Source organism: Psychrobacter sp. GW64-MNA-CIBAN-0177 (assembly GCF_040309585.1).
In the GTDB taxonomy this organism is placed as follows: domain Bacteria; phylum Pseudomonadota; class Gammaproteobacteria; order Pseudomonadales; family Moraxellaceae; genus Psychrobacter; species Psychrobacter okhotskensis.
Window position 1 is genome coordinate 1 of sequence record NZ_JBEOOY010000650.1, and the last position, 232, is coordinate 232.

The window sequence follows — 232 nt, forward strand, 5'->3', positions numbered from 1 at the left end:
CAACTACTGAGAGTGATACGACAGCAGACAAACCTGCCAAAACTTTGGCAATTACCCAAATTGTCGAGCACCCCTCTTTAGATGATATGCGCCGCGGTATTATCGATGAGCTAGCGGACAACGGTTATATTGAAGGGAAAAATCTAACCGTTAATTTTCAAAGTGCGCAAGGCAATACGGCAACGGCAGGTCAGATTGCTAAGCAATTCGTCGGTGATAATCCTGATGCGAT

At 45.3% G+C, this 232-nt stretch carries 1 protein-coding gene; it reads left to right on the forward strand.

The genetic code is table 11. The features are described from left to right. A partial coding sequence (locus AAEY79_RS16560) for an ABC transporter substrate binding protein (RefSeq protein WP_352289897.1) occupies nucleotides 1–232 on the forward strand: 232 nt, incomplete at both ends.